Source organism: Humisphaera borealis (assembly GCF_015169395.1).
Taxonomy (GTDB): Bacteria; Planctomycetota; Phycisphaerae; order Tepidisphaerales; family Tepidisphaeraceae; genus Humisphaera; species Humisphaera borealis.
In genome coordinates, this window is the sequence record NZ_CP063458.1 from 3671551 (window position 1) to 3688829 (window position 17279).

The following is a 17279-nucleotide window of genomic DNA, read 5'->3' on the forward strand; positions in this document are numbered from 1 at the left end:
ATAAGGAGGCAGTCGGTTGGGAGATGGGGATGCGGAGTATGGAAGTAATCAATAACCCTACCTGCGCACACCCTACTCCTTGGCTTTCCCGCCCTCCCACGGCGTATGCGCCTCGGCCATCATCTTCTCGGCTTTGGCGACGATGTCGGGATGGGCCGAGGCCACGTCCCGCTCTTCCCCGATGTCCTGCACGATCTGATAAAGCTCGGTCTTTGCCGCCGAACCCCTGGCCTTCCCGCGGCTAGTCCGAACGGCTTTCCAGTCGCCGAACCGCACCGCCTGGCCGAACCCGCCTTCGTGGAACTCCCAGTAGAGGTAGTCGTGCTTCTTCTGCTCATTCGGCTTGCCGAGCAGCGTGGGGACGATACTGATGCCGTCGGTCTTCGGGGCTTCGGCGCCGGCCAGATCGGCGAGTGTCGCCATCATGTCGACCGATGAACCGATGTGATTGCTCACCTGCCCCGGCGCGATCTTTCCCTGCCAGCGCGCGACGAAGGGAACGCGGATACCGCCGTCGGTCAGATCGCGCTTGGTGCCGCGGACGGGACCGTTGGAATCGTGGAAGTCGGGATTGCCGCCTCCCTCCTTATGCGGGCCGTTGTCGCTGGTAAAGATAATGAGCGTCCTGTCGTCGATCCCAAGTTCCTTCACCTTCGCCATCACGTTGCCGATGTGCATGTCCATCCGCGAGTCCATCGCGGCCTGGCCCTTTTGCGGATCAGGCCAGTCAGTGCTGGCGTAGATGCCGTAGTCCGGCACTTCCATGCCCTTGTTCTTCGCTTCGTTGTTGGCGTGCGGCACAGTGAACGCCAGGTAGAGGAAGAAGGGGTTGTCTTTGCTCCGCGCGATGAAGTCGACGGCTTCTTCGCCGAAGCGGTCGGTGGAGTAGACGACTTTCTTCGATGCCACGCCCCCGCCACGCGGGTCTGCTTCGAGCTGCTCGTTGGGAAGCAGGTGTTTCTCTTCGTTCCGCCAGAGGAACGACGGGTAGTGGTTGTGCGCGTGGAAGTTGTTGAGGTAGCCGTAGAAGTAGTCGAAGCCCTTCTTGCGCGGCAGGCCGGTGGAGCCTTCCACGCCGATGCCCCACTTGCCGACGACGCCGTTGGTGTAGCCGACCTTCTTGAGCACTTCGGGGATGATGACATCGGTTGGCCGCAGGTTTTCCGGGCCGTTGGCGCGGATCCAGCCGTGGCCGTTGTGGAGCCCGGTCATCAGCGTCGCCCGGCTCGGGCTGCAGACTGTCCCGCCGGCGTAGAAGTCGGTGAAGCGAATGCCTTCGGCCGCCAGGCGATCGATGTTGGGCGTCTTGATCGCCTTGTTGCCGTAGCAGCTAGGTTCGCCGTAGCCCATGTCGTCGGCGAGGATGAAGATGATGTTGGGCTTGTCGGCAGCCGGTGCCTCCGCTACGCCACCCGAGATCAGTGCGAGAACCAACGCATATCGAAATAGATTTCGCATGGGAAGCCTGCTCTTCGCGAGTCGCCGATGTAGCAGATCACTCGTAAAAGAACATCAGAAGGACGACATAAGCCGGTACAAAATTGGCGAATCCGGTAAGAGCGGCAACAGACCTCACCAACGCCGGCGAACGATGCCACAGAAAACTTTGGTACAGCACAAATGCCACGATCGCGGAGACTATCACCGACGCGAACACAAATAGCATTACGCCTTGGTCGCCCCGCCGGCCAAACAACCACATCGCCGTGATCGGCTCGAAGACGAAAAGCCCCATCAGGGCACCCAACAGGTGTGTGCCGAAAAACTCCAGAGAGTCACATCGTCGCCTACGGTTGGGGCCGGCGGCGTAATTGAGGTGAATGGGAATCTTCTCGTCGTGACTTTCCATTCCCACTACTCTCGTTGATCCGAACCCTTAGAACTTCACCCTGCGATCGCCCGCCGTCCCGCCTTCTTCGTACCAGCTTCCCCGCTTAAGCGTGATCTTCTTCAGCCCCGCCGCCGAGCACGCCAGCAGCAACTGCTTCTCGAGCCCTGCCAGCAGGAGCTGCTTCAGTTCGTAGAGGTGGCTTGACGAGTCAACGACCACCGCCAGCGTGCCGCGGCTGAAGCTCTCCAGCGCGCTGTGATCGGCGAGCACCTGTGGCACCAGCTTCATCCAGACGTCGGCGATCTTGCTGAACTTGGCGTTCCGCTTCTCGACCGACACCTTAAAGAACGAGATCAGCTCCGGCCCGATCGCCGCGGCGTCATAAGGCGTGCGCTGCTTCACCCGCGAAAGGCGGGCGAGCTCGGCGTTTTGAAGTCGTGGATCGGTGGAATCCATGATCGTTACATCCCCGCATTTCATGCCTCCGGCATGAAGAGCCACAGACTCGCAGTCTGTGCGACGATCACTGCAGATTCACCGGCATGATCACATACGTGAACCCCGCCCCAGCCCGCACCAGGCCCGGGCGATTCGGGGCGGTCAGCTCGAGCGTGATCTCGTCCGTGTCGACCACCTTCAGCGCGTCGACCAGGAAGCTCGGGTTGAAGCCGATCTCGACGTCCGTCCCTTCGAACTTGCACGGGAAATTGATCGTCGCTTCGCCGCTCTCGGGGCTACGGCTCTGCAGGACCAGGCCCTTCTTGGTGAACGTCAGGCGGACACCTTTGCTCTCTTCGGTCGTCAGCAGCGCGGCCCGGCGAATCGCCGACAGGAAGTCGGCCGTGCTCGCCGTCATCTTCTTGTCGGTGTCCTTCGGGATGACGTCTTCGTACGGCGGGAACTGCCCTTCGACCAGGTTGCTCGTCAGCGTCGCGCTGCTGGTGTGAAAGATGACCTGGTTCTCGCGAATCTGGAAGCCGACCGCCTCTTCCGGATCGTCGATGAGCTTGTCGATCATCGTCATCGCCTTGGCGGGGATGATCGCGGTCGCGCCTTCCTTGGACAGCTTGTCGCTCACCAGATCAGCCTTGGCCGAGGCCAGCCGCCGGCCGTCGGTCGCGACCAGGTTCACCTTCTTGCCCTTGGCGACGACGAGGATCCCGTTGAACGCGTACCGGGTGCTTTCCTTCGCCGCGGCAAACAGCGTCTGCCCGATGAGCTGCTTGAGCGTACCGCCGGTGATGGTGAAGTCGGCTTCGCCTTCAAAATCTGGCACCGGCGGAAAGTCGGCCGCCTTCTGCGTGAAGATCTTGAAGTGCGAATCCTGCCCGCGGATGTTGGCAACGTTGTCCACCACTTCGATCGCGAGCGTGTCGTCGATGCTCTCGCGGACGATGTCGCGGAACTTGTCCGCCGGCAGAAGGGTTTCGCCGGGCTGCTCGATCTGCACCTGGGCATCGCTGTAGCGGATCGCGACCTCCAGGTCGGTCGCGGCGATGGTGAGTTTGTCGTCGGCGGCGGTGACCTTCAGGCACTGCAGCACCGGCTTGGGGGTTCGCGATGCGACGGCATTGCCGGCGACGGAGATCGCTTCGAGCAGCGCGCCTCGGTTACAGATCACTTTCATTGAACTTGAGCCTTTCCGCGGGTCACGTCTCCGAGCGGCCGCGCTCCGCGGCCACCCCTTCACGCCGGATCATACCGAACCGTGCCCGCGCTGAGAAACTTCGGGCCAGTTCAAACTCATCCACAATCTGCGATGGCGGACGACCGAGTCGTCGCATCCCCGAGATGCCTCTTTCCGGTGCATCCTCTTTCTGTAGTTTTAAGTAAGTTATTCAAACTCATCGTCGTAGTAGTAGGGGCTGGCGCATTGTGGATGAATACGGTCTCCGGATTGTAATCGCCTGTAAGTTATACGCTTACACTCCATTTTGACGCCTCTCAATTGTGGAGAAGCTGTGCGATGCGACTTCAGACGTCTGTCCTTGCCGGCGGGGTTTCATGACGCCCTACCGGCCCGGACGATGGTGTGCTGTCGTCGGCAGGTCGCTGTGGCGCTTCTCTCCCGCGCGCATCTGGCAGTTTTTCCACAATGCGCCCAAACTGCCTGTTGAAGCCCGAATCGTCGGCGCGCCCGTTCCTCCAGCGGTTATCCACCGGTCGACAGCAGGCAATCCATCACACAAGGGCAAAGATGTATCGCAACCGCCGCCCGATTTTTCTCCAGATTCTTCTCTACGCCTGGGCGCTTCCCACCACGGCCGTCGGACTTCTGTTCGTTCCCGCCGCACTGATCGGTGGCCGATTGCGGTGGGTTGATGGCGTCCTCGAGCTGCACGGGGGCGGCGTACGGTACTTCCTGGAACATGGCACGTTACTCCCCGGCGGTGCCTCGGCGATGACCCTCGGTCACGTCGTACTCGGCCGCGATCAGGCCGCACTCGATCGCACGCGCAGCCACGAACGCGTCCACGTCCGGCAGGTCGAGCGCTGGGGGCCGCTGTTCCTCCCTGCATATGTGGTCGCCTCGATCGTCGCCGCCGTCCGGGGGCGAGACGCTTACCGCGACAACATGTTCGAACGAGAGGCGTTCGCGGACGACGAGCGGCGGCGTAGGAATCGTGGATGACAGGACGTTTCGCCGATCAGCGCAGTCGAAGCGCGTCGCGCAGATTCCCGCCCAGGATCTTCTGCGTATCCGCCTCGGGCAGCCCCAGTTCCTTAATCGCCCGGATCCCCTGCTTCACGTTGTCTTCCAGGTTGTACGGGAAGTCGAGACCGAAGATCAGCTGGTCCGGCGTCGCCTGCGCCACGGCTTCGATCAGTCGGTCCTTGGGCATGTACCAGAAGCGGCAGAAGTGCGGCGTGAATACGCTCGTCAGCCCGCCGTAGACCATGCACCGCTTACCGGGCACCGGCGGGAACGGGATGCGATTGACGATCACCGCCAGGCACTCCGCGAAGAAGCTGTACCCGCCCATGTGTTCCATGCTGAACGCCAGGTTCGGAAACTTCTCGGCGACCTCGTCGAACTTCAGCACGTGGTAGTTGGCAATGCGATACGCATGCACCCCACTATGAAACGTAATGAACAGCCCGTACTTCTCGGCCGCGGCGTACGCTTCCATCGCCTCGGGGGCGAGGATGTCAAACTCCTGGGCGTTGGGGTGCAGCTTGATGCCGACCAGGCCCAGTTCGCGAATGCGCTTGACCTGGTCGGTCACCGACTGTGCATCCACATGGTGCCTGAAATCGACCGTGCCGAACCCGTGCATCCGCTTGCGGGTCGACAGCTCGTTGGCGAGCCACTCATTGTGGTGCATGCCGCGTCCGGCGATCTGATGAGCAAAGGGAGCAAAGCAGACCTGTTCCGAGATGCCGCAGACGTCCATCAGCCTTTGAAGCCGATCGATAGTCCCCTCGGCATTGACCGAGCTCGGGAAGACGTGGGCGTGATTGGCAAAAACCTGAATAGACATGAAAAGACGGGATTACACGGGTCACACACAAAGCGAGGCTGCCCGACGGAGGATTCTAACGAGTGTAAACCACGCTGCCAGTGAGGGCTACCGATTTCGACTGAGCTAACCTGCGGCCGGCGATTTCTGCAATACCCCGATCAGGGCTATCGACCGCCGGGACCGATATTGGGACGTCAATACCAATCGCGATTGATTGCCCTCGGGCCACACAATCGCTACAAACTTCCTGTCCACGACGCCTGTGAAGGTGGGCACCGCCCACCTGAGTCCTGTCACTCACACTCCCGGATCGGGCATGACTCCATCGAATGTTCACTATTTTCTGGTCGCCATGCGCAAACCCCTGCTAGTCGTCGGCATCGCGGTTGCCGCCCTTGCGTTGCCTGCGTCGGCCCAGCCGGTGCCCGGCGGCCCCGGTGCCGAGAGCCTGCAGCGACAGGCGCGCATCGACGAGCTTCAGAAGTTCGAGCTCGACAACCGCTATCGCGCCAACGAAGGCGTGCCTGCTGGACAGCGGGTTCTCTTCGACTACGGCGTCTTCCTCCAGTTCAGTTACCTGTCGCTGGACGACGCGCTGGGTGCCAACCACGGCCTGCGTCAATACGACGTCGTTCCATACGTCCGCTTCAACATCGACGGCGCCCAGGAGCTGTTTCTTCGCGGACGCTTCGGCTACCGCGATTTCAACTACGGCGACAGCTTCGACGGCCGCGGCGATGAGCCGATCGACGGCGACCTCGACCGCGGCTACTACTCCTTCGACACCCGCCGCTACAACGCCGCTTACAACAAGAAGGTCCTCGGGGCCGACCCCTCGTCGGACTTCAACTTCGTCTTCAAGGGCGGCCGCGATCTGACCTACTGGGCCAACGGCCTGGTGCTCGGCACCACGCTCGACGGCATCACGGTCACCCTCGAAAAAGGTGCGCTAGGCGTTGATGTCATCGCCGGTATCACGCCCATTCGAACCGTCGATTTCGACAGCTCCCGCCCCGGCTTCGACTACAACACCCGCCGGGGCTTCTACGGGGCGATCGCCAAGCTCAACGCCGGCGATCACCAGCCGTTCCTGTACGGCCTGATCCAGCGCGACTACAACGAGATGGACACGTTGGACCTGGGCCTGATCCAGACCGACTACGAATACAACTCGTGGTACATCGGCTTCGGTTCCACCGGCGCGCTCGGCCCGAACCTGCGGTACGGTATCGAGTTCGCCTATGAAGGCGGCACCACGCTCTCCAACAGCTTCGAGGCATCAGGGGCCGGCGGCCTGTTTCCGATCGAGCAGACCGAAGACAAGATCGCCGCCGCGGCGCTGGACATCCGCCTCGACTACTTCTTTAACGACAGAAGGCAGACCCGCCTGAGCTTCGAGTTCCTCGCCGCCACCGGCGACAAGGACCGCGGCACCAGCACCAACACGTTCAACGGCAACGCCTCCGGCACCGAAGACCACGGCTTCAACGCGTTCGGCCTGATCAACACCGGCCTGGCGCTGGCACCCGATCCTTCGAACCTGCTGCTGCTGCGATTCGGCGTGGCTACCCTACCGCTGCCCGACCACGGGATCTTCTCCCGCATGCAGATCGGTGTGGACTTCTTCGTCATCAACAAGCTCCAGGCCGAGGCCCCCATCGACCAGGTGACGTCCGGCGAACACCGCTTCCTCGGCGTCGAGCCCGACCTTTATCTCAACTGGCAGGTCACCAGCGACCTGACCCTGGCGCTGCGTTACGGCGTCTTCTTCCCCAACAGCCAGGCGTTCGGTGCCAACGACGAACCGCGCCAGTTTTTCTATGGCGGCCTGACGTTCTCGTTCTGATTTCAAAGAGCCTGCGACCTGGTCGCCGTTTTTGCCTCGAATGCTGTCGTCGATGACCCTTGGAACGCTCCAATCGTCGGAGAATGAAAAATGAAAAACATGCAATGCAAAATGCAGAATGAGAAAAGCGGTCAACGGCGCCCGGTCCGTTTTGCAGTTTTCATTGCCTGTTTTTCATTTTTCGTTCTCCCCGTCTTTTCGATGACAGGTTGCGCGCCTGCCGTCGTGGAAAAGCCGCTCGCTCCGACGCTCGGTGGCGTGGAGCCGGAGAAGCAGATGGAGTTCTGGCATCAGCTCGCCGAGCAGCCGGTCACGAGCAATGACGACGCCTTTCACGCCCTGTTGATCTTCATTGACGGCCAGGACGCCGCCGCCGACTACGCCGCCCGGGTCGCAGCCTTGAAGGAAAAGGGACTGCTGCCGGCGTCGTTCAATCAGCCGGCCACGCAGGCCGCCGACCGTGGCACGCTGTCGGTCGCACTCGCCAAGACACTGAAGCTCCGCGGCGGCATCGTCTACAGCATCTTCGGCCCGTCGCCGCGCTACGCCACCAAGGAACTGGAACACGCCGAGATCTATCCGCCCAGCAGCCCCAACCAGATCTTCAGCGGCAGCGAGTTTCTGGCCGTCATGAGCCGGGCCGAGGAATACCAGTTGAGCAAGTCGACCGGCGGCAAGCCCGGCGACGCCAACTACGTCCCGCCGGAACTCGAGCTCCGTCAGGGCATTCAGCAGCCGGTCAAGCCCGTCCCCGCCCCGTCGACCCAGCCCGCGACAGAGCCCGCAGGCGCGGCCACCAAGGCACTTTAGTCCGTTCGCGATCTTGCTTCCGCAATCGCCCACGGCGTTGCCGTGGGTCCCACCGCGACGCGGTGGGCGTTTTCGCTGTCGCTTGTGTGCCCCTACGGAAATAATCCCCGTAACCGGCACGCCTCGGCGACCCGGCTGATCGCGATCGTGTACGCCGCCGTCCGGTAGTCGCAGTCGGCCTGGTCCGCCTTGGCGTTCACCTCGTCGAACGCCTTCTCCATCACCTTCTGCAACTCGTCCTGCACGCGCTTGCCGTCCCAGAAGAAACTCTCCAAGCCCTGCACCCATTCGAAGTAACTGACCGTCACACCGCCGGCGTTGGCCAGGATGTCGGGCAGCACGGTGATGCCGTTGTCCTGAAGGATCTCGTCGGCCTTTGGCGTGGTCGGGCCGTTGGCACCCTCGACAACCACCCTCGCCCGCACGTGCGGGGCGACGTCTTCGGTCAGCGTGTTCTCCATCGCCGCGGGAACCAGCACGTCGCAGTCGCAGGTCAGCAGTTCCTCGTTGCTGATTTCGTCGCAGTCGGCGAAGCCGGCGAGGGTGCCGTTCTCGCGGTAGTAGTTGTGGGCGGCTTCGACCTCGATCCCCGTGTCGTCGTAGATACCGCTCGACCGCTCGGTGACCGCGACCACCGTCGCCCCGCGCTCGGCCAGCAATCGGGCGGCGTGGAAGCCGACATTGCCGAACCCCTGCACCGCGACCTTCACGTCGGCCAATGTCTTGTTCTGCGTCGCCAGGAACTTGCGGAGGATGTTCATCACGCCACGCCCGGTGGCGTCTTCGCGGCCGACCGATCCGCCGATCGCCACCGGCTTGCCCGTCACCACGCCCAGCGCCTGGTAGCCGACCATCATGCTATAGGTATCGAGGAACCACGCCATCACCTGGGCGTCGGTGCCGGCGTCGGGTGCGGGGATGTCGTGGTGCGGGCCGATGATTGGCAGCATCTCGGCGGTATACCGGCGGGTGAGGCGTTCCTTCTCGCCGAGCGACAGCTTCTTGGGGTCGCAGATAATGCCCCCCTTCGCCCCGCCGTAGGGCAGACCGACCAGCGCGTTCTTCCAGGTCTGGATCATTGCCAGCGCCATGACTTCGTCGATGTTGACGCCCATGTCGAAGCGGATGCCCCCCTTGAACGGGCCGAGTGCGTTGTTGTGCTGGGCGCGAAAGCCGGTAAAGGTCTGGATGGTTCCGTTGTCGAGCCGGATCGGACACGAGACCGTCATCACCCGCTTGGGGTGGGTCAGGTAGTCCCGCCAGATGGGGTCGAGGCCCATCGTGCCGTAGACACGATCGAAGTAGTGGTGGGCGTTCTGCCAGAAGGCCGAGTGTGTCGATCCGTTGGAGGCTGCCATGGCGGAAGTCTATCGTGTTGCCAACCGAGTAGGGAGACGGCGGGACTTCGGGAGGTTTCACCTCGCGCATCTCATGCCCCGCCGCCGAACGAACCCGAGGAGAAACGGCCGAACGAACCCGACGATGAACGAGAACATCGAACATCGAACACCCAACATCGAACACCGAATCGCCGTGCGCGGACTGCCGAACGAACCCGAGCTCGGCTTCGCTGACATCGCCGAACGAACCCGAGATCGTCTCCGGTCTCCTCCTCCGGTACGCCGGGGGAGGGTTAGGGAGGGGGTTGTGGCGGAGTCGCGCTCCCATGCGTCCTCGTTTGGCCGAACGAACCGGAGGATGAAGGCGAACGTCGAACGTCGAACATCGAACATCGAACACCCAACATCGAACACCGAATCAGCAAGCGGTGACGGCCGAACGAACCCGAGACGCTATACAAGGGACGTTCACCGGCGCGTCGCGGCCGGTCATCCGGGTCTTCGGAGTACCTCAGACACCGGCGTGAAATTCGCCGAACGAACCCGAGATCGGACAGCCGAACGAACCCGAGGCGGCGGGGAACAGTCCAGCCGCTCCGTGTCGCCGACGCATAGGCGCACCGAGAGCGTGCCCGGCCACTCGATCTGCGAACGCGAGTCGACCTTCAGACCGCCGCGGATCACACCCGCCGGGCCAAAGGCACGAGCGCAGCACCAGCCAGGAAGGCCGGCGACGAGCCGCCAATTTGTTCTATATATGTTAGGTTTAAGGCAGGCTAATGCAAGCAGAATCCGCGCTTTGTCGCCGCACGGGCGTATCGCATATTTTGTGATTAAGTCCTTGAGCCTCGAAGAGGCGGCAGGGCCATAGCCCAGGGCGCTGGCCGGCTCAGCCGGACGAGCCCTGGGTTTGCGGCTCACAAGAGGTTGAGCCCTGAAGGGGCGAAAGAGCCGTCGCCGTGCCGACGTCGCGAGCTCTGTCGCCCCTTCAGGGCTTAAGGCGGATCGGTCGATCAACCCAGGGTTGCGGTCGGCGTACCGACCTCCACCCTGGGCTATGGCTCTGCCGCCTCTTCGAGGCTTCGGATTGTCTCACTCGGTTATCGCATCCATCGAGAACCCAGGAGGACCGTTTTTTGAAGCAGAGCATGCGTCGAATGCTTTCAGTGCCTCCGTGGCTTCCTCTGTCTTTGGTTGCGGCCGGGCCGCGCTGAGTGACTTTGTGCCCTTCGTGACTTCGTGCCCTTCGTGTTGAAATCGACCTGCCGGAGCGATTTGACTCGCATCAAGCCGGCTTCCTCGGTTCGCCGTTACCGGCTTTGCTTGCGGATTGTCATGTCGAACCCCTTCACCATGCCCGTGTACATCTGCCAGACGATCGCGACGTAAATGCCGACCGCGACGAGTGTGGTCACGGTGACGATGGACCGTGCGGTCCACAGGGCGCTGGCGGAAATCCCGCGGTAGTTGCGCCCGCTGGCGTAGGGGTCGATCAACATCTGCATCAGCGTGAATGGGCTGAAACTGCCGACGATCAACGCCATCTGGTTCTGGCTCGAATCCAGGAAGCTGTAGCCGCACCAACCCATGCCGGCGCAGATGCCGACCACGATGCCGACACTGCTCATCACCGCCGCGACCGTCGTGCGACAGCGGAGCGACATCTGCATACCCAGGATCGCCGCGAAGGCGCAGATGATGATCAGCATGCCCGGCAGCAGCAGCACCGCCTCGGGGAAAACGAGCCATTGGAACAGTTCGCCACTGGTCCCGGTGATCTGCTGGAAAATGTCGTACACGACGAACAGGCCCGCACTGACCACCGGCACCGCGACAAGCGGCATGACGAAACTGACGAGCCCGCGGAGCTTGCCCCAGATGTAATACCGGCTGGTGATCGGACTGCTCAGCAGCAGGTCGAGCGTGCCGTCTTCCTTTTCGCGGGTGACCGTACTGGCGGCGGCGTTGGTGACGATCAGAAGGATGACCGCGAACTCCACCGCGCACAGCCCGAGCAGGTACTTGCGGGCCAGGCCGGCGTCCAGCCCGCGGGCCGGCGGGCGGACCACGAGCGTGTTAAGGAACCGCGACGGGTCGCGCCGGCCCATCTGCCCTTTGACGAACGAGTTCTGCGTCGGCGGCGCTTCGGCGAAGGTCGTGTAGCTCACGACTTCCATCGTCCCCTGCATCCGCCGAAGGTCGACTTCTTCAGGTTCGTCGTCCGGATTGTCCGTTGGCAGGACCACCTTCGTCCCGCCGGGAATGACGTTCAATGTCTTCGGCGAGCCCTTGCCGTCGAGCGCCGGGAGGGTGATCTGCTCCAGCCGTTCGTCGTAACTGCCGCGGACGATGGCATTCACCGGCGCCGACGTATTGGCGTACGCGATGACCAGGTACACCGCCGCCCCGAGGCCGATGAGGATAAAGCTGTACCGCAGCACGGTCGCCCGGGCGGCCGACGCCTTGGTGCGGGCTTCGCGCCACGCGATCGGGTTGGTCCAGACGGTTCGCGGCTTGCGGTTGCGGTCGCCTTTGGACAGCTTCAGCTTCTGCAGGATCTGCGACCGCAAATTGGTCGAGCTTTGCGCCATCCGTCGAAGCAGCGCGATCGACGGCAACACCAGCACGAAGCTGAACAGGAACATGAAGCTGATGTAAAACCCGGTCGGGTTGCTCAGCATGTAACCCACCGGCCAGGACTGCTGGGCGGCCGGCAGGTCTTCGAAGTTCGGCGGGGCGTAGGTGGGGTCTTTGAAGATCACCCGCAGCGCCAGGAACGGGTTGAACGCCGTGAAGTAGCTGATGTGCGATTCAATGCCCTGCGTGACGGTACGGCCCCTGACCTGGAACTGCGGGAACGTATCCAGCACGATTCCGCCGGCCATGTAGACGACGATGAACAGGTAGAAGCTGAAAATCGTCCGGCGGGTGCCGACCTTGAAGGTGGCGATCGCCATCGCGAGCGCCCCCGTGGCAAACGCCGTCCCCGCCGCCAGCAGGAACGAGAGAACGATGCTCTTGATCGCGACGCCGCCGAAGATCTGCGTGATCGAGAAAACCGGTATGCCGCTGACGAGCAGGGCGATGATAAAAAACAGCCGGCTCAGGAGTGAACCGAGCACGATCTGCCCGTTGGTCAGTGGCGTGGCGAGCAGGATGTCATACGTCTGGCTGTCCTTTTCCTGGGTAATCGCCCCGGCGGTAAACACCGGTGCCAGCAGCGCCACCAGCCCGAGCTGCAGGTAGCTCATGCTCTGGAACAAGCTGGCGGAGGTCTTGGCGAGCGAAGACAGGCTGCCCGACCCGCCAGTGCCGGAAGCACTGACGAGCGAGATGACGACAAATGCGACCAGCAGGCCGAGGTAGGCGCAGCGGATAAACAGATCGCGCCGCCGCTTCCCGCCGGAATCGACGACCCGGAGGAGGATGGGGTTGGCGGGGATGAGTCGCCAGAGATAGTGGTGGATGCCGAGCATGGGACTTATCAATGACGAATGACGAAACTCGAATGGCGAATGAAACTCGAATGCCGCGCGGGAAGAACTGGAGAATCTGACAGGTAGAAGCGTTCAGATGTCAGACTTCGAATCTCAAATCTGAAATTTCAAACCGCAAACTTCAGATCTCAACTATTTCAAATGCATGATCTCGCAGATCGCAGAGTTCAGGCACTCAACTCGCGCTTCAAGACTTCATGTCTCCGACGCCGACGCCGAACTCCTTCCATTGCGAATGTCGTTCAACTTCTCCATAAACTTCGCGGTCCGCTCCTTCTGACGATACTCCGCCTGGGACTGCTCGGTCATTCGGCGCTGGCCGGCGATGTCCGAGTTCTGAAGGCTGTTCGCCCAACCACGAAGCTGACGCGCGACCGACTCTGACAACTGAATCGTCGCCGAAATATCGGAGTGAAGGTGTCGCATCTTCGGCCTGCCTTCTGCGAATCGAAGGCCCGAGCGCGTCTCGCCCGCTGAGCCTTTGGCGATGTACAGGTATTGGATCAACTCATTCGTCGATCCTCGTTCAAACCCTTCGGCGATGTTGTTCGAGATCGACAACGACGATCGCTGAAGCTGATTTCTCAAGTCGCCTTGTCCCATGAACGCGAGGTCGTCCACCAGATCGAAGACCCTGTGGGCCAAAGTGATCGCCGCCTGCCAGGCGGGCGTATCTTCGAAGCGCTCGTAGGTCATAGTGGTGGCTCCAATCGGTGCGTTGCAGATATCGAAAGCAGGAGCGAAGGAACGAGCGCGCGGCAGCCTTTCAGATCTCAAATCTCAGATCTCAAATCTCAGATTTCAGATTTCAGATCTGAAACTGACTCCACTACTGCACCATCCCTTTCGTCAACCTCATAAACGCCGTCTCCAGGTTCACCTCTTCTTCCTTGAGCAGCCGCAGCTTCATCCCATTGGCCAGCAGCTTTTCCGGCACGAACGAGTAATCCGTCACGCCGTCTTTGAGCGCGACTTCCATGTACGTGTCCAGCGGGTTGACGCTCTCGACGTTCGGGTCTTCGCTCAGCAGGCTGGCAGCTTTGACTTGCTGGTCGTCGGGGACACCGACGTGCAGGATCATGCCGCCGCGGGCTTTTCGGACGATGTCGGTCCAGGGGCCGGAATAGATGAGTTCGCCCTGCTCGATGATGCCCACCGTGTTACACAGATCCTGCAATTCGGGCAGGATGTGCGAACTGATGAGGATCGTCTTGCCCATGCGCTGCAGCTCTTTGAGCAGCTCGCGCATCTCGATACGGGCACGCGGGTCAAGATTGCCGGCCGGTTCGTCCAGCAGCAGGACCTTGGGGTCGTGCAGCAGCACGCGGGCGATGCTCAGCCGCTGCTTCATGCCGCGGCTCAGGCCGTCAACCGGGGCGTCGCGCTTGTAGCCGAGGTCGGTGAGTTCCAGTACCTGCTCGACGACCTTGTTCCGCTCGACGCCGTTGATGTTGTACGCGGCGGCGAAGAACTCCAGGTACTCCTGAACGACCATGTCTTCGTACGCACCGAAGTAGTCGGGCACGTAGCCGATCAGCGGGCGGATCTGACGGCTCTGGTAGCCGACGACAAAGTCGCACACCCGCGCCTCGCCCCACGTCGGCTGAAGCAGCGTGGCGAGGATCTTGATCGTCGTGCTCTTGCCCGCGCCGTTGGGGCCGATGAACCCGAAACAGTCCCCTTCGTGGATCTCCAGGTTCAGGTTCGACAGCGCGACAAGGCTGCCGTAGCGCTTGGTGAGATTGACGGTCTTGATCATCACGGCCATAGATGGTCAGTAGGCAGTACGCAGTAGGCAGTAGGCAGTAAAGAAGAGAAGCCGATCTTTACTGCGTACTGCTTACTGCGTACTGCCTACTCCTTTCGTCGTCGGCTGACTTGTCGGCTGTGTCTGGGGCACGGGTTTCAGGGCGGATCGGTCCAGGGGCAGGCTGACCTGATAGTACGTCGTGCCGCGGCTTTCGAACCCGCCGCCGTTCACCTGCATGGGCAGCGGGACCGGGGCATCCAGCGCCTGGGCCATCACGATCAGCCGGCCGGACGCGACCAGTTGCGACACATTGAACTCGCGTCCGCCCCGGCGGATCGGCTCCGGGCGGGTGTCATCGTTACCCTGTGCCCGGCGGAACGGGCCGACGCGATCGACCAGGCCCATCAGCGGGAACGTCCGCAGGATGCCGCTCTGACCCTTGTCGTACACCTCGCCGCCGAAGGTACCGCTGAAGTCGCCCAGGAGGTACTTGCTCCAGCCATCAGTCGTCGCTGGCATCAGGCGGTCGTAAACGTTGCTCGTGCCCGATCCGGGCGATGCGCCATTGATGCCGATGACCGGCTTGGCCTTGCTCGCTTCGACGCCAAGGTCGATGGTCGCGCCGTTCTTCCAATTGGGGATGAACAGGATCAGGTCGTTGGTGGAGGATCGTCGCTCGCCGGCATCCACCCAGCCGGAGGAGAACGCGAGGTAGACGTTGGACAAATCGCGGCCGAGCTTGTTCGTCAGCGTGCCGCTGATACCGCCGGGCGTCATCGCGGCGTTGCCGGTGATGCCCTCGGCGATCGATCCTGCCCAGCGGGCTTCGATCTTTTTAAGCGTGCTGCGGTACGGGAAGCCGACAGAAGCGGCCTTTCCCGACAGGATCGGATCGGTATCGACAAAGTACTTGGCGGTGTCGGTAAAGCCGGCGTCAGTGTCGTCCTTCAGCCACTGGGGGTGGACGGCGTAAGGCGAGACAGACGCCGTCCGCTCGGGGCCGGGATCGGAGACCGAGACCGTCTGTTCGCCGTCGCGGGGGATGTAAAGCCCCATCCGCGTGTGCATGCTGGCGGCGAAGCGTGGGGAGCCGTCGGCGGCCTTGGCGTCGGGCGAGAGCCGCACCAGCGTGACGTGCCGCGCCTCGGCCCCGCCGCGAAGCAGGACCTTGACCAGGACGACTGTGAGGAGCGTCGCCGCCAGGGCGCTGGCACCGAAGACGGTCCAGCTCAGGCCCTTCTTCTTTTTGTTCGCGAGATAGAGATACGACCCGGGGCCGGCGATGACCCAGTAAATGATGAAGAACAGAACGACCAGGAAGACGTACGCCGTGCTGCGGGCGCCGTGCTCGGTGGCGCGGTCGATCATCGCCTTGCCGATATCGACGCCGCCGCCGCGGGGGTACTGGTTGGCGGCAAGCTGGTAGATCGCCTCTCGGGCGGGCCCCTGGTTCTGCGCCTTGAGGTCCTCCATTTCGCCATTGGTGCGCGTCTGATTGCGCCAGCCGAAGACCTTGTCCCACAGCCGGGGCCAGCCGTTGGTCAGCAGTGTGCGACGGGGCCGCGACGGTTTGGTGGTGCCGGCGATCGGCGGGGGAATGTCGGTGGGGTCGGGTGCTTCGTTGAGCAGGCCGCTGCCCAGCTCCTGCGCCACCCAGGTGACCGAACCCATGCCGTAGGCCCGGCGGGCGATGAACGGGGTCTTGTCTTCCTTTTCGCCTTGCTTGTTCCAGGAGATCCAGGCGTCCACCATCGCGTCGGGGCGAGCCTGGGCATACGCCAGTTCGAACGACGGACTGGCTTTGATCACGGCTTTCCACGCCGCATCGTTGAACTTCAGCGCCAGCGACGTGTCCTGAAGCACCTCGAGGATGTGGTCGAGGTCCGACTTCTGCCGAAGCTGAATCGCCCAGGCCGCATCCGCCGCAGGGCTGACCTTGCCCACCACCGGCAGCATGTCGGCGGCGATCAGCGCTTCGAGCTGACTGCGGTCGGACTGGTGACAGATCGCGAAGTTCCCGCCCTGACGGATCCACTGCTGCAAGGCGCCGAACGAGGGCGTGTTGCGAATGGTGTTGAGTTTGCCGTCGAGCCAGAGGATGGCATCGACCATCTGGTAGCCCAGCGCGTGGTCGGGCAGGCCGGTCTGGTCGAGCCGTACGGGGATGAAGAGCACGTCTTCGATGACGCCATGGGCGTTGGCGAACTCCTGGGCGTGGTAGTTGCCGGTTTCGCGGACGACGAGCACGACCTTGACCGCACGCTCTCCGCCCAGGCCGCTACCGCCGGTATCGAGGCTGTTCGCTTTAACGGTGCTCTGGATCGGCAGTTTGGCGATGTGCTTCTTGCCGGCCTTGTCGTAGAGGTGCACCTTCAGGACGTCGCCCAGCGGCGTGGCGGACGTTCCCCCCGGCAGGCCGTCGTTGGTCGGCTGCGGTTGAAAGTAAACCCAGACGTTATCCCTGGCCTGCGGGCCGAGGGTGATCGTGCGCGTGTAGACGACGGTGTCCTGGTCCAGGTCCTGCTGATGGATCTGGATCTGGTACTCGGCGGGCTCACTAATGGTGGATTCGAGGTGGACGTACAACGGCGTCCAGCAGTCGGGCCGGTAGTTGCCGTCGAAGCCCAATTCACGAACGTAGCCGTTGGCTTGCGCCAAGGCCCCGGAGGTCAGGGAAAGAACGAATAATCCCGCCCAGAGGAAACGCATCGCCGCGGAATTTACGGGGGCGGTGGAGGAGC

At 62.4% G+C, this 17279-nt stretch carries 13 protein-coding genes; 3 read left to right on the forward strand and 10 right to left on the reverse strand.

Translation table 11 applies throughout. The annotated features are described in order from the left end of the window. Nucleotides 1-72 precede the first annotated feature (72 nt). The 4 genes from IPV69_RS13685 to dnaN all read right to left on the reverse strand — a co-directional run bounded on the left by IPV69_RS13685 (nucleotide 73) and on the right by dnaN (nucleotide 3458). Nucleotides 73-1458: an arylsulfatase gene (locus IPV69_RS13685; RefSeq protein ID WP_206290240.1), complete on the reverse strand. Its 1386-nt coding sequence runs from the start codon at nucleotides 1456-1458 to the stop codon at nucleotides 73-75. A gap of 37 nt (nucleotides 1459-1495) precedes the next feature. Beyond that, entirely contained in the window at nucleotides 1496-1849 is a 354-nt protein-coding gene (locus IPV69_RS13690; RefSeq protein ID WP_206290241.1) for a hypothetical protein, read from the reverse strand. Between the two features lie 27 nt (nucleotides 1850-1876). Then, entirely contained in the window at nucleotides 1877-2287 is a 411-nt protein-coding gene (locus IPV69_RS13695; protein ID WP_206290242.1) for a DciA family protein, read from the reverse strand. Nucleotides 2288-2354: 67 nt separating this feature from the next. Continuing rightward, nucleotides 2355-3458 carry a DNA polymerase III subunit beta gene (gene dnaN, locus IPV69_RS13700; RefSeq protein ID WP_206290243.1) on the reverse strand — a complete coding sequence of 368 codons (1104 nt, stop codon included), beginning with the start codon at nucleotides 3456-3458 and terminating at the stop codon, nucleotides 2355-2357. Nucleotides 3459-4028: 570 nt separating this feature from the next. Between dnaN and IPV69_RS13705 the strand changes: the two genes are divergently transcribed. Then, nucleotides 4029-4463, forward strand: a complete 435-nt coding sequence (locus IPV69_RS13705) for a hypothetical protein (protein ID WP_206290244.1) — start codon at nucleotides 4029-4031, stop codon at nucleotides 4461-4463. Between the two features lie 16 nt (nucleotides 4464-4479). On the opposite strand, the gene IPV69_RS13710 is transcribed toward IPV69_RS13705, so the two are convergent. Continuing rightward, complete coding sequence (locus tag IPV69_RS13710; protein WP_206290245.1) at nucleotides 4480-5313, reverse strand: amidohydrolase family protein; 834 nt, start codon at nucleotides 5311-5313, stop codon at nucleotides 4480-4482. A gap of 298 nt (nucleotides 5314-5611) precedes the next feature. Here IPV69_RS13710 and IPV69_RS13715 point away from each other — a divergent pair, with 298 nt between their 5' ends. Both IPV69_RS13715 and IPV69_RS13720 read left to right on the forward strand, forming a co-directional pair. Then, nucleotides 5612-7141 (forward strand): hypothetical protein, encoded by a 1530-nt coding sequence (locus tag IPV69_RS13715; RefSeq protein ID WP_206290246.1) that lies wholly within the window; start codon nucleotides 5612-5614, stop codon nucleotides 7139-7141. Nucleotides 7142-7342: 201 nt separating this feature from the next. Continuing rightward, nucleotides 7343-7951, forward strand: coding sequence for a hypothetical protein (locus IPV69_RS13720; protein WP_206290247.1), 609 nt, complete (start codon nucleotides 7343-7345; stop codon nucleotides 7949-7951). Nucleotides 7952-8043: 92 nt separating this feature from the next. Here the strand turns inward: IPV69_RS13720 and IPV69_RS13725 are convergent, their stop codons facing one another. The 5 genes from IPV69_RS13725 to IPV69_RS13745 form a co-directional block, all read right to left on the reverse strand. Further along, a complete protein-coding gene (locus IPV69_RS13725; RefSeq protein WP_206290248.1) occupies nucleotides 8044-9309 on the reverse strand; it encodes a Glu/Leu/Phe/Val family dehydrogenase in 1266 nt (421 codons plus the stop codon). 1292 nt (nucleotides 9310-10601) lie between these two features. Continuing rightward, nucleotides 10602-12767 carry an ABC transporter permease gene (locus IPV69_RS13730; protein ID WP_206290249.1) on the reverse strand — a complete coding sequence of 722 codons (2166 nt, stop codon included), beginning with the start codon at nucleotides 12765-12767 and terminating at the stop codon, nucleotides 10602-10604. Between the two features lie 216 nt (nucleotides 12768-12983). Then, nucleotides 12984-13484, reverse strand: a complete 501-nt coding sequence (locus IPV69_RS13735; RefSeq protein ID WP_206290250.1) for a four helix bundle protein — start codon at nucleotides 13482-13484, stop codon at nucleotides 12984-12986. A 133-nt stretch (nucleotides 13485-13617) separates the two neighbouring features. Next, a complete protein-coding gene (locus IPV69_RS13740) occupies nucleotides 13618-14547 on the reverse strand; it encodes an ABC transporter ATP-binding protein (RefSeq protein ID WP_390884411.1) in 930 nt (309 codons plus the stop codon). An 81-nt stretch (nucleotides 14548-14628) separates the two neighbouring features. Then, complete coding sequence (locus IPV69_RS13745; protein WP_206290252.1) at nucleotides 14629-17247, reverse strand: hypothetical protein; 2619 nt, start codon at nucleotides 17245-17247, stop codon at nucleotides 14629-14631. Nucleotides 17248-17279 lie beyond the last annotated feature (32 nt).

Coding starts and splice junctions, on each gene's coding strand:
- IPV69_RS13685 (WP_206290240.1), bottom strand. CDS start 1,458: ATGCGAAATCTATTTCGATATGCGTTGGTTCTCGCACTGATCTCGGGT.
- IPV69_RS13690 (WP_206290241.1), bottom strand. CDS start 1,849: ATGGAAAGTCACGACGAGAAGATTCCCATTCACCTCAATTACGCCGCC.
- IPV69_RS13695 (WP_206290242.1), bottom strand. CDS start 2,287: ATGGATTCCACCGATCCACGACTTCAAAACGCCGAGCTCGCCCGCCTT.
- dnaN (WP_206290243.1), bottom strand. CDS start 3,458: ATGAAAGTGATCTGTAACCGAGGCGCGCTGCTCGAAGCGATCTCCGTC.
- IPV69_RS13705 (WP_206290244.1), top strand. CDS start 4,029: ATGTATCGCAACCGCCGCCCGATTTTTCTCCAGATTCTTCTCTACGCC.
- IPV69_RS13710 (WP_206290245.1), bottom strand. CDS start 5,313: ATGTCTATTCAGGTTTTTGCCAATCACGCCCACGTCTTCCCGAGCTCG.
- IPV69_RS13715 (WP_206290246.1), top strand. CDS start 5,612: ATGACTCCATCGAATGTTCACTATTTTCTGGTCGCCATGCGCAAACCC.
- IPV69_RS13720 (WP_206290247.1), top strand. CDS start 7,343: ATGACAGGTTGCGCGCCTGCCGTCGTGGAAAAGCCGCTCGCTCCGACG.
- IPV69_RS13725 (WP_206290248.1), bottom strand. CDS start 9,309: ATGGCAGCCTCCAACGGATCGACACACTCGGCCTTCTGGCAGAACGCC.
- IPV69_RS13730 (WP_206290249.1), bottom strand. CDS start 12,767: ATGCTCGGCATCCACCACTATCTCTGGCGACTCATCCCCGCCAACCCC.
- IPV69_RS13735 (WP_206290250.1), bottom strand. CDS start 13,484: ATGACCTACGAGCGCTTCGAAGATACGCCCGCCTGGCAGGCGGCGATC.
- IPV69_RS13740 (WP_390884411.1), bottom strand. CDS start 14,547: ATGATCAAGACCGTCAATCTCACCAAGCGCTACGGCAGCCTTGTCGCG.
- IPV69_RS13745 (WP_206290252.1), bottom strand. CDS start 17,247: ATGCGTTTCCTCTGGGCGGGATTATTCGTTCTTTCCCTGACCTCCGGG.